This is a genomic window from Agrobacterium vitis, assembly GCF_013337045.2.
Classification (GTDB): Bacteria; Pseudomonadota; Alphaproteobacteria; order Rhizobiales; family Rhizobiaceae; genus Allorhizobium; species Allorhizobium vitis_B.
Map to the genome: position 1 here is coordinate 1,109,171 of NZ_CP118259.1, position 12,039 is coordinate 1,121,209.

A 12,039-nucleotide genomic window follows, 5' to 3' on the forward strand; every position below is an offset into this window, starting at 1 on the left:
GGCCGTTTTTGAATGTTTAAGACGCAAATCCCTCCTAGAGGAAACCGCGCTTCTGCCACCATCCGCCCTTCTTGGGCTTCGGAGCTTCGTCGCCGTTGGTCACCGAGGTAACGACCGGTTCGGATGTGCTGACATTGGACGACCGATTGGCGCGCACCGGCTTTTCGGCACTGGCATCACTTACGGCCTCTGGCTCGCTCGCAACTTCAGGAGCAGGCGCTTCGACCGCAGGCTCTGGCGACGAGACGTCCTGAGCAGGTGCCGGTACTGACGTCTCTTCCGAGACGGGGGAGGCGGCGACAGGCTCGACAGCAGCCGGTGCTTCGACAACCACAGCCTCAGGTTCCGTGACCGTTTCGACGCTGCCAGCGGCTTCGGTTTTGGCTGACGCTTTCGGCTTGCGAGCCCGGCGTGGCTTGGCAGCCACTGGCTCATCGGCTTTCACGGCCTCTGTTGCTGGGACACTGACTTCGGCAGCCACCGCAACACTGTCGGCGACGGCTTCGGACGGAACCTCAGCGACGGCGACAGCCTGATCGGCATCGGCCTGCGCCGACTCTTCAGAAGAGTCGTCATCTTCAGCAGTGTCATTACCTTCGGCATCGGCGCTCACACCATTTTCATCGCGACCGCGACGTCCACCGCGTTTGCCGCGACGGCGGCGCTTGCGGCGCTGGCTTTCGCTGTTGCCGTCTTCAGAAGCTTCAGAGGCCTCGACGCTATCATCGCGGTCTTCTGCCGTATCTTCGGCGTCGTCCTCGCCTTCGCTGTCATCGTCGCCTTCGTCACCGCCGGCAGCGTTCTGCTGTCCATCGGCATGGCCATTGCCATTCTTGCCACGGCGGCGGCGGCGGCGCTTGCGCTTGCGATTACCGTCTTCGGCGGCGCTTGCTGCGGCATTGCCACTTGATGCGGTCTGCGCCTGAACAGGAGCCTCGACGACGTCCTCGTCATCCTCTTCCTCGATCTCGATGATCGGATCGTCTTCTTCCGGCTCGCTGATCAGCGGCAGCAAGGTTTCGATGCGGACCGGATTGGCAACCGGCTCGCCCTTGTCGATGGCGAAATGCTGGTGGCCGACGCTGGCATCCGAGTCGATGATGATCGACACGCCGAAGCGGTTTTCATAATCGACTATCGACCCGCGCTTGTGATTGAGCAGGTAAAGCGCTGTTTCGGGCAGGGTACGCACGGTAATGTCGTGAGTGGTGCTTTTCAGCAGATATTCCTCGACGCCGCGCAACACATGCAGGGCAACGGAGGATTGCGAACGGATCAGGCCCGTGCCGGAGCAATGCTGGCAGACCTGGGTGGTCGATTCCAACACGCTGGCGCGAATGCGCTGACGCGACATTTCCAGCAGACCGAAATGCGAAATACGTCCGACCTGAATACGGGCGCGGTCGTTTTTCAGGCAATCCTTCAGCTTCTTCTCGACGGAGCGGTTGTTGCGCTTCTCTTCCATGTCGATGAAGTCGATGACGATCAGACCTGCAAGGTCACGCAGGCGTAGCTGACGAGCCACTTCTTCCGCTGCTTCCAGATTGGTTTGCAGCGCCGTGTCTTCGATGGAATATTCGCGGGTCGAACGACCCGAGTTCACGTCGATGGACACCAGAGCTTCGGTCTGGTTGATGATGATATAACCACCCGACTTCAGCGTGACCTGCGGCTGCAACATCCGGTCCAGTTGTGCCTCGATGCCGGAGCGCGAGAAGATCGGGTGAATGTCGCGGTAGGGCTGAACCACCTTGGCATGGCTCGGCATCAGCATTTTCATGAAGTCTTTCGCTTCACGATAGCCTTCTTCGCCTGATACCACGATCTCGCTGATATCCTTGTTGTAGAGGTCGCGGATCGAGCGCTTGATCAGCGATCCTTCCTCATAGACGAGGCAAGGCGCGGTGGAATTCAGCGTCAGGGTGCGAACGTTTTCCCAGAGACGCATCAGATATTCGAAATCGCGCTTGACCTCGACCTTGGTGCGATTGGCGCCTGCCGTGCGCAGGATAACGCCCATGCCCAGCGGCACTTCCAGATCGCGGGCCACTTCCTTCAACCGCTTGCGGTCGGCAGGGTTGGTGATCTTGCGGGAAATGCCACCGCCGCGTGCCGTATTCGGCATCAGAACAGAATAGCGGCCTGCCAGAGACAGGTAGGTGGTCAGCGCAGCACCCTTGTTGCCACGTTCTTCCTTGGCGACCTGCACCAGCAGGATCTGGCGGCGCTTGATGACTTCCTGGATGCGATATTGCTTGCGCGGTGTCCGGCGTACGCGGTCGGGAACCTCTTCCATGGCGTCTTCAGCGCCGACGGATTCGATCTCTTCCTTCTCGCCGTCATCGTCATCATCATCATCGTCGTCATCGTGGCGATGGCGGCTATCGGCGTCTTCTGAAATAGAATCCGTATCGACCATGGCGGCCATGCTACCATTGTTCGATCCATCATCCGGTGTCTCGTCGCTTTCGACGGCGATAGGGTCTACGGCGGCTTCATCGGCGCTTGCCTCAACCTCGCCGGCCTTCTTGCGGGGCTTGCGCGGGCGGCGGGCCTTGGGCTTTGCGGCGGCTTCAGGGGCTGCCTCCTCCGCCTGTGGCTCGGCAATTGCTGCGTCGGGCTCCTGCGCCTCTACAGGCGCGACAAGAATTTCTGTGGGCTGCTCGGTTGTGGTTTCGGCGTGATCGTCATCGGCGCGATTGACAGCGAGACCGGCTACTTCTTCGGCTTCATTGGCGAATTCAGCGGGATCGGCGACAACCGGCTGGTCGCGTTCGCCAGGATCTCTGCTGCGCACCGGCTCGAAATCACCGTCGTCGTGACGGCCATGCTCTTCGGCTTCGGCCTTCAGCAGGGCCTGACGATCGGCAAGCGGGATCTGATAATAATCGGGATGGATTTCTGCAAAAGCCAGGAAACCGTGGCGATTGCCGCCGTAATCGACGAAGGCGGCCTGCAAGGAAGGCTCGACCCGTGTGACTTTGGCCAGATAGATGTTGCCGCGGATCTGTTTCTTATGCTGGGATTCAAAATCGAATTCTTCGATCCTGTTACCGCGAACGACAACGACGCGCGTCTCTTCTTCGTGAGACGCATCGATTAGCATTTTGTCTGCCATGTAAGCTCTGCTCCTCGGCGCGACCGGTGGCGAGCAATGCCGCAGGCCTGGTGCCAAGCGGGGCTGATCTCGTGAGCGATGCGCCGGATATCGGTGCTCTCGTCTGCGGTATCTTTCCTGGCAGCAGTCCGTCAGCGTTCAGGGCATCAAAGGCCCCAAGGCGGACAACATTGGACAAAGGCTGCTGCAACGACATCAAATACCAAAACAAAAGCGACAATGACAAAGGCCTTTTGATAAGGCCCAATGAATGCTCAAAAGAGCGTTTAGCGGTTTCCCGCCCTGTTATTTTGCCGGAGATTCCGGCTGGACGATTCAGTTTCGGGACAAAAATGCCTTGGCGGCGGATGAAAAATCAGACAAATGGCGCCAGGTCCGTTATTGGTTGGCAGCCGTCGGATGACTCTATCCCGTCGACAATTTTAACCCTTATTTCTGTTGTATGTCGTCTGTGTCACATTGGCAAGCGGCAAAGCCTGCCCTGCCATAATATTGATAAGACCAATAGATTAGAATTGTTGCACTTGCGTGCGGCGATGAGGAATGATGGATAGTCGGTATGCGCGCTCCGGTTTATGTTTAGGATCGCATCCTGTGCCGCCGATGGTTGCAATTTCCGGTCGTCCGGTCGGTCCGGCGTTTGAGTAGGGTTGAAGGATGGGCGTGAATGATCAAGGCGCTCAAAGCGTGAGCGAAATGGTGTCATGGCATGGACGGGTGGTGCGTTTGACGATGGAAAGGATAGGGCAAGGCAAGCGGCCCGGCGTGATGATTCTGTGGCTACTGGCCTGTATTATAGCGGGTTTTGCGCCTGCAAAGGCCTTTTCTGCGGAACGTCTTGCGGCGTTTGCGGCTCGCATCGCCGGTGACGATGCCCGCACCCGTATCGTCATGGATTTCGACCAGAAGCCGGAAGCAACCGTGCGCTATATCGGCAATCCGGATCGCATCGTCGTCGATCTGCCTGCCGCCGTCTTTGCCTTTCCAGCCGAGGCACTGGCAGCCCGTGGCCTGTTTCGGGATATCCGTTTCGGCTCCATCGACGCCACCCATTCCCGTATTGTCCTAACGACTGCTCGCCCTGCCAAACTCGTCCTGACCGACATTCGCAAGAATGACGAGGGGCAGGGGTTTCGGCTGATTCTCGATGCGGAGATGACCGATAATGATACATTTTCCAAACTGGTCGCCTCCCAGGCCTGGGATGCCGATGCCTACAGCAATGGCAAGAGCCCGCGCATAGAACAGGCGGCGCCGGCGACGGATGGCGAGTTTCTGATTGCCGTCGATGCCGGCCATGGCGGCATCGATACCGGGGCCACAGGCAAGACTACCAATACGCCGGAAAAAACCGTGACGCTGGGCTTTGCCCGGGCGCTGGCTGTCGAGCTTAACCGGCAGAAGGGCGTCAAGGCCTTCTTGACCCGTGACGGCGATACGTTCCTGTCCCTGTCGCAGCGCGTGACGCTGGCGCGGCAGAAGGGCGCAAACCTGTTTATTTCGCTGCATGCCGACATGCTGGGTCAGGCCAATATTCGTGGCGCGACAGTTTATACCATTTCCGACAAGGCATCAGACCATCTTGCCGAAGCGGCGGCGGCGCGTGAAAACCAATCGGACGAGGTTGGCGGTGTCGATGCGAGCGCCGAACCACAGGAGGTTTCCGACATCCTGGCGGACCTCACCCGGCGCGAGACCCAGGCCTTTTCCATTGCCATGGCCAAATCGGTGGTGACGTCGTTCGACGGGCAGATCAACCTGATCAACAATCCGCATCGCTTTGCCGGCTTCCGAGTGTTGCAGGCCCAGGATGTACCGTCCGTGCTGCTCGAACTTGGGTTTCTGTCCAACAAGGACGACGAGAAGCTGTTGCTCGATCCGGCCTGGCGCAGCAAAGTGGTGAAACTGATCGCTGAGGCGGTGAAGAAATATCGCCAGCCGCTTGTTGCCAAAGGTGGTTGACGCTAAACCGCGAGCCACTTCGGCTGGAAATGCTCTAACGGCAAAGCCTGGGTGTTTACATCGAATGCATCGGCGGACGCCGATTTATCGAAGAATAAAGCGGCAACACGAAAGTTGATCGCGATGGCTGTGTGTAAAACGGGTAAGGCCCTATTTTACGCACATTGTCACAACAACACCAGGAAAGACCCGGGCGGTGGTGTTCAATGCGCCTCCCGACTTGTAATTGGTGGCGTCGTATGCAAAACGCCACGATATAAGCGATGCTTGACATACAGGCGTATGCGAACCGAAAGCGATTGCCGGTAGCTTCACGATGATAAGACTGATTGGATATCTCTTCGGATTGGCTTCCGTTGCCGCGCTTGCCGCGGCGGCCGCTGCTGCCATCTATCTGACGACCATTACCAAGGATCTGCCTGATTATGAGGTGTTGAGCCGGTATGCGCCGCCCGTGATGACCCGCGTCCATGCCGGTAACGGCGCGCTGATTGCCGAATATGCCCATGAACGGCGGCTGTTCATGCCGATCCAGGCCATTCCTGATCGTGTGAAGGCGGCTTTCCTGTCGGCGGAAGACAAGAATTTCTATACCCATCCCGGTGTCGATATCTGGGGCCTTGGCCGCGCCATCCTGGTAAACTTGCAGAATTTCGGCTCCGGTCGCCGTCCTGTCGGCGCTTCGACCATCACCCAGCAGGTCGCCAAGAACTTTCTTCTGTCCTCCGACCAGACCATGGACCGCAAGATCAAGGAGGCCATTCTCTCCTTCCGCATCGAGCAGGCCTATTCCAAGGACAAGATCCTCGAGCTTTATCTGAACGAGATTTTCTTCGGCCTGAATTCCTATGGTATCGCGGCGGCGGCTCTGACCTATTTTGACAAGCCGGTCACCGAACTGACCATTGCCGAAACCGCTTACCTTGCCTCGCTGCCCAAAGGTCCGGCCAATTACCATCCCTATCGCCATACCCAGGCCGCTATCGAGCGCCGCAATTGGGTTATCGACCGGCTGGTGGAAAACGGCTTCGTCAGCCAAGCCGATGGCGACACCGCCAAGAAGGAAGACCTGGGCGTCAACCTGCGGCGCGGTGGCGGCAATGTGTTTGCCTCGGATTATTTCTCCGAAGAAGTCCGCCGTCAGATTATCGATAAATACGGCAACAAGTCGCTTTATGAAGGTGGACTTTCGGTGCGCACCTCGCTCGATCCAGAGCTTCAGGTCGCGGCCCGTAAGGCATTGCAGGATGGTTTGCTGAGCTATGACGAACGGCGCGGCTATCGCGGCCCGATCACCCATATTGACATGGGGTCTGATTGGGGCGTGCCGCTGGCCGATGTGGCAAGCCTTGCCGACGTGCCTGAATGGGAAGTTGCGGTCGTGCTTTCGACCTCCAAGACCGAGGTGCAGATTGGCCTGAAACCGGATCGTGACGGCGCGGGCAAAGTCGTGCCGGAGCGTCTGACAGGCACGATCAAGGCCGATGCCATGGACTGGGCCTATCGCTCGGGACGTGGCGACCGCAAGACGGCGAAATCACCTGACGGTGTGTTGCAGCCCGGGGATGTCGTCTATGCGGAAAAAATCGGGGCTGATACCTCCACCAATTATCGCCTGCGGCAGCCGCCGAAAGTACAGGGTGGTTTCGTTGCCATGGACCCGCATACGGGCCGCGTTCTGGCGCTGGTTGGCGGCTTTTCCTACGCCCAGTCGGAATTCAACCGCGCGACACAGGCCATGCGCCAGCCGGGTTCGTCCTTCAAGCCGTTCGTCTATGCGGCGGCGCTCGATAGCGGCTATACGCCAGCCTCCGTCGTTCTCGATGCACCGGTGGAATTCGTGTCCGGCGGCGAAGTCTGGCGGCCGCAAAACGACGGCGGTGGCTCCATCGGCCCGGCGACGCTGCGCTTTGCCATCGAGCATTCGCGCAATCTGATGACGGTGCGCCTGGCCAATGATATGGGCATGAATCTGGTGGCCGAATATGCCGAGCGCTTTGGCATTTACGATCATATGCAGCCCGTGCTGTCCATGTCGCTTGGGGCAGGGGAAACCACTGTCATGCGCATGGTGTCCGCTTACGCGGTAATCGCCAATGGCGGCAAGCAGATCAAGCCAACCCTGATCGACCGAATTCAGGATCGCTACGGCAAGACGATTTTCAAGCATGAAGAGCGGATTTGCGAAGGCTGTAATGCCGACGAATGGCACAATCAGGACGAGCCGGTTCTGGCCGATAACCGGTTGCAGGTGCTTGATCCGATGACCTCCTATCAGATCACCTCGATGATGCAGGGCGTCATCCAGCGCGGTACCGCCTATGGCAAGATCAAGCTGGACCGCGACGTAGCGGGCAAAACCGGCACCACCAACGACGCCAAGGATACCTGGTTCGTCGGTTTCACCCCGAATATCGTCGCCGGTGTGTATATCGGTTATGACAATCCCACCCCGATGGGCCGGGGTGCGACGGGTGGCTCGATGTCGGCGCCGGTGTTCAATGAATTCATGCAGACCGCAGTGAAGGGCACACCGCCCAGCAAGTTCAAAGTGCCTGATGGGATGCAGATGATTGCCGTCAACCGCAAGACCGGCATGGCGGCGGTTGAGGGTGATCCGGATACGATTGTCGAGGCGTTCAAGCCCGGCACCGGCCCGGCCGACAGCCTCTCGGTCATCGGTATGGATAGCAATATGCAGCCGGATGAGATCATGAAAAGCTCGCCGCAGGTCAATCAGGCCGTTCAGTCCGGGACGCCCGGACTGTTTTAACAGAACGATCAAGCTTGTCGCCATGCCCCGGACTTTACTTCCGGGGCATCGGCAATTATGGACCGGGCACGATATCGAAAAACCAGATTCCGAGAAAAGGACCCATGCGTAACGAAATCGAAAATGTCGTCGACGAAATCAAGCAGGCCATAAGCCTGCTGAGGAGGCATCTTTGACTGGGATCAGGCGGTAAGACGACTGGACTGGTTGAATAACAAGGCAGAGGACCCCAACCTCTGGAACGACGCGGCTGAGGCCCAGAAGCTGATGCGCGAGCGCCAGCAGCTGGAAGACAGCATTGCCGGCGTGCGCCGTCTTGAACAGCAGATGAAGGATAATATCGAGCTGATCGAGATGGGTGAGGAAGAGGGCGACGAGAGCATCGTCAAGGAGGCTGAGGAAGGCCTGAAAGCCCTCAAGGCCGAATCCGGTAAATTGCAGGTCGAAGCGATGCTTTCGGGTGAAGCCGATGGCAATGACACCTATGTCGAAGTGCATTCGGGTGCTGGTGGCACGGAAAGCCAGGACTGGGCCAACATGCTATTGCGCATGTATACCCGTTGGGCTGAGCGCAGCGGTTTCAAGGTGGAATTGCTGGAAGTGCATGACGGCGAAGAAGCTGGCATCAAGTCGGCCACCATCCTGGTCAAGGGACATAATGCCTATGGCTGGATGAAGACCGAATCGGGCGTGCATCGGCTGGTGCGCATTTCGCCTTATGACAGCAATGCACGGCGCCATACTTCGTTTTCCTCCATCTGGGTCTATCCGGTGGTCGATGATTCGATTCAGATCGACATCAACGAAAGCGATTGCCGTATCGATACCTACCGCTCCTCCGGTGCGGGCGGCCAGCACGTCAATACCACCGACTCGGCAGTGCGTATCACCCATATTCCAAGCGGGATCGCGGTCTCGTGTCAGCAGGAACGGTCGCAGCATAAGAACAAGGCCAAGGCCTGGGACATGTTGCGCGCCCGTCTCTACGAAGTCGAGCTGAAGAAGCGTGAGGAAGCTGCCAATGCTGAGGCCGCCTCCAAAACCGATATCGGCTGGGGTCACCAGATTCGTTCTTACGTGTTGCAGCCCTATCAGTTGGTCAAGGATCTGCGCACCGGCGTTGAAAGCACGGCGCCCGATGACGTGCTGAACGGCGAGATCAGCCCCTTCATGGAGGCCGCTCTCGCCCACCGTATCAGCGGCAGCGCGGATGCGGTGTCTGATATCGATTGATGTCGGGCCAGGTTGGGCGGTGCTTCTGCCACGCCTGTTGTACTCAGTGAAATGCAAACCGTCTGAGCTTCTGTTCAGGCGGTTTTTTTGTATAATGATTGTCGGATCGTGAGCAAAAGGAAAGCACCTCATGCCGACATGGACTGAAATCGTTAAAGCCAATGTCGAGCACTATGGCGATCTGGTCGCTGGAATTGACCCAGCGCTTGGCGATGTGCCCGCTCTATTCGAGAATGGCGATGGCTGCTGGATCGAAGACTATGTGGAGTTTCTTCTCGATACGATCGAGGGCCATGTTGGCTTCGTCAAGTTTCAGTCGGCTTATTTCGAGGCTTGCGGCATCAAAGGCTTGAAGGCTCTGTCTATGGGCATGGCACGAGCGCGGGCGTCGGGCATTGGCGTTATCCTCGATGCAAAGCGCGGCGATATCGGTGCAACCGCGTCAGCCTATGCCAAAGCCTATCTTGTTCCCGGCGCGGAAGGGGGAAGCGGTGACTTCGAGGCGGATTGCCTGACCGTCAATCCACTGATGGGACCCGACACGCTTGCCCCCTTTGTCGAGGCAGCGCAGGCACATGGCAAAGGCCTGTTTGTCCTCTGCCGCACCTCCAATCCGGGCGCAGGCTGGCTACAGGACAAGATGACGGGCAACCAGCTTATCTCGGATCGGCTAGCGGGGCTGATCGGTGGTTTTATACCTGACACGATTAAGGACGGTGATCTCAGTGCCATTGGGGCGGTCATCGGCGCGACGGTTCCTGCGGAAGGTCGTCGCCTCAGACAATTTATGCCCCATTCGATCATTCTTGCACCAGGATTGGGTGCGCAAGGCGCTGACCCGCTGGCCATCCACTCCCTGCGTGGCATCGTGCCCGGTGACCTGCTGGTGCCCGTATCCCGTGGCCTGACGAAGGTTGAAGACAGAAGCCTTTCCCTGGGAGCGTATGCCGAGTTGATCCTCGGCAGGCTGGACAGTTTCAAGCAGTCCATTGCCTATGATTACAGCCGGCCAAGGAGCCGAGCGGTCTGATTGCGCTCAGTGGCTCTCACGCTCGACCTGGATTTCGCCGAATTCATCGACCACCACCGTCCAGCTTTCCGGGTCATTCGAACGGGCGTCCTGCTTTAGATAGACGGTTGCCGAAAGGCCAAAACCGCGATTAACCCCGGATGGGTCTTCGCTGCGAATATCGGTGACATAGGCATGCAGATCGGTAATTTCCTGCAATTCAACGGTGTCGATAATCTGTGACCCTTGACCTCCAACGGAAATCTGGCTGAGGAAAACCTTGGCGGTGCGGTCTGGCTGGCGCAGGGCGTAGAGCCGGTAATAACCGCGCCGCGTCCCGTCCTTGCTTGCGTCGATGACGGCAGGGCTTTTGACGATACCGGTGCTGCTTGCCGTGCCGGGATCCTCCCAATAGCCCCCGCTGATCAAGAATGTCACGGCGGGCGGCACCGTTTCGGCTTCCTGTGCCAATGCGGCGGTATTCGTGAACGAAAATGTGAAGGTGCAGACCATCAGTGCCGCGGCAACAGCGGTGGCGGCTGCTGAAAAATCCAGGCGTCCCTTCATCTGCATCGGTTCACTCCGGCTTACGCCCCTTGTGCTGCACAATATGTTTCAATTGGCAAATTGCTCGGCGAGGATTCGTTCCGACCAGGAATGATCAGGATCTGACAAGATCCGCGCGGTAATATCCTTGGCCTGTTCGATCTGGACGGTGAGAACCGACTTGACCTCTATATTGTCGGCGACGGCATTGACCGGACGCTTTCGTTCTTCGAGCACCTCGATCATCACCGTAACCCGGTCGGGAAGCAAGGCACCACGCCAGCGCCGGGGCCGAAACGGGCAGACGGGGGTAAGCGCAAGAAGAGGTGCATCAAGCGGCAGAATCGGCCCATGGGCGGAAAGATTATAGGCGGTGGAGCCGACCGGTGTCGCCACCATCAGCCCATCGCAGATCAGCTCATCGAGGCGCTCCTGGCCGTCGATCAGGACCCTTAATTTCGCCGCCTGATAGGATTGCCGCAGCAAAGAGACCTCGTTGATGGCAAGCGCAACGGTTTGCGTGCCGTCTTCGCTGAGCGCGGTCATTTTCAAGGGATGAAAATCATTCTCGGTGGCGATTGCGATTCGCTCCGGCAGATCGTCCACCCGGTAATCATTCATCAGGAAGCCGACGCTGCCCCGGTTCATGCCATAGATCAGCCGCCCGGAATTCATAGTGTCATGCAGGTTTTGCAGCATAAAGCCATCGCCGCCCAGCACGACGAGCACATCGGCCTCTTCGGGTGGCGTGTAGCCATAGGTTCGAATCAGCTCTTCGCGGGATGCAAGCGCCTCCGGGGTGTTCGTTGCGACGAAAGAAAGCGACCGGAAGGAACGCGCCATGCGAAAAAACCTGTTGGAAAGGGCCTTCTTCGTACATGATAAACTAACCCTACGCCAAGTTTTTTCGCGTTGTTAAAACCCTTGAAATCAGGGTTGCGGACGTGGAGCGCGATGGATAACACCAGGCAGGTGTTGTGGTTCAAAACCAGATCCAGACAGATATCGTTTGAGCCGTCCTGCATGACGCTTTTTCGTTATACCCTCTTTACAGCGCGGAAAAATCTGGTAGTCAGACGCCACTGCCCTTGTAGCTCAGTTGGTAGAGCACCTGATTTGTAATCAGGGGGTCGCGGGTTCGAATCCTGCCGGGGGCACCATTATTTCACATCAATTCCATCGCTTGAACTGCTGATCCTAGGATCGTCGTAGCGACGACGTTCGTCAAAGCCCGCCGGGTGCGATAAACGCGAAATACGCCCAGGCGAGCGCGAAAGCCGCGACGATACAGAGTACGACCACCACTTTGCGCAGCCCCGGCCGCGGTTGCTTCGGCGGGGCAGGTTTTCTGAATTTTATAACATTGTCGCTCATGGGTGCCTCCTCTCATGGGCTATG

At 58.1% G+C, this 12,039-nt stretch carries 9 protein-coding genes and 1 tRNA gene; 6 read left to right on the plus strand and 4 right to left on the minus strand.

Annotated elements, in window-relative coordinates; genetic code table 11:
• Positions 1 to 34: 34 nt before the first annotated feature.
• Positions 35 to 3,118, minus strand: a complete 3,084-nt coding sequence (locus G6L01_RS05175; RefSeq protein WP_070167185.1) for an Rne/Rng family ribonuclease — start codon at positions 3,116 to 3,118, stop codon at positions 35 to 37.
• A 71-nt stretch (positions 3,119 to 3,189) separates the two neighbouring features.
• On the opposite strand from G6L01_RS05175, the gene G6L01_RS05180 reads away from it, so the two are divergent.
• The 5 genes from G6L01_RS05180 (at position 3,190) to pyrF (ending at position 10,116) form a co-directional block, all read left to right on the plus strand.
• Positions 3,190 to 3,672, plus strand: a complete 483-nt coding sequence (locus tag G6L01_RS05180) for a hypothetical protein (protein ID WP_139190278.1) — start codon at positions 3,190 to 3,192, stop codon at positions 3,670 to 3,672.
• A gap of 178 nt (positions 3,673 to 3,850) precedes the next feature.
• A complete protein-coding gene (locus tag G6L01_RS05185) occupies positions 3,851 to 5,080 on the plus strand; it encodes an N-acetylmuramoyl-L-alanine amidase (RefSeq protein WP_420359868.1) in 1,230 nt (409 codons plus the stop codon).
• Between the two features lie 316 nt (positions 5,081 to 5,396).
• Positions 5,397 to 7,853 carry a penicillin-binding protein 1A gene (locus G6L01_RS05190; RefSeq protein WP_070167184.1) on the plus strand — a complete coding sequence of 819 codons (2,457 nt, stop codon included), beginning with the start codon at positions 5,397 to 5,399 and terminating at the stop codon, positions 7,851 to 7,853.
• Positions 7,854 to 7,957: 104 nt separating this feature from the next.
• Positions 7,958 to 9,086, plus strand: a protein-coding gene (gene prfB, locus G6L01_RS05195; RefSeq protein WP_139190276.1) for a peptide chain release factor 2 whose coding sequence is annotated in 2 segments (ribosomal slippage) — positions 7,958 to 8,026 and positions 8,028 to 9,086 — 1,128 coding nt in all. Because the reading frame shifts where the segments join, the coding sequence is not laid out codon by codon here.
• A gap of 130 nt (positions 9,087 to 9,216) precedes the next feature.
• Positions 9,217 to 10,116, plus strand: coding sequence for an orotidine-5'-phosphate decarboxylase (pyrF, locus tag G6L01_RS05200; RefSeq protein WP_070167182.1), 900 nt, complete (start codon positions 9,217 to 9,219; stop codon positions 10,114 to 10,116).
• A 6-nt stretch (positions 10,117 to 10,122) separates the two neighbouring features.
• On the opposite strand, the gene G6L01_RS05205 is transcribed toward pyrF, so the two are convergent.
• Both G6L01_RS05205 and G6L01_RS05210 read right to left on the minus strand, forming a co-directional pair.
• Complete coding sequence (locus G6L01_RS05205; RefSeq protein ID WP_234891984.1) at positions 10,123 to 10,668, minus strand: hypothetical protein; 546 nt, start codon at positions 10,666 to 10,668, stop codon at positions 10,123 to 10,125.
• Between the two features lie 42 nt (positions 10,669 to 10,710).
• On the minus strand, positions 10,711 to 11,484 hold the full coding sequence (locus tag G6L01_RS05210) for an NAD kinase (protein ID WP_070167181.1): 774 nt from the start codon (positions 11,482 to 11,484) through the stop codon (positions 10,711 to 10,713).
• A 241-nt stretch (positions 11,485 to 11,725) separates the two neighbouring features.
• Between G6L01_RS05210 and G6L01_RS05215 the strand changes: the two genes are divergently transcribed.
• Positions 11,726 to 11,801: transfer RNA gene (locus tag G6L01_RS05215), tRNA-Thr, on the plus strand.
• 64 nt (positions 11,802 to 11,865) lie between these two features.
• Here G6L01_RS05215 and G6L01_RS05220 read toward each other — a convergent pair.
• The gene (locus G6L01_RS05220) at positions 11,866 to 12,015 is read right to left on the minus strand and encodes a hypothetical protein (RefSeq protein WP_174089195.1); all 150 of its coding nucleotides are present in this window, start codon (positions 12,013 to 12,015) and stop codon (positions 11,866 to 11,868) included.
• Between the last annotated feature and the right edge of the window lie 24 nt (positions 12,016 to 12,039).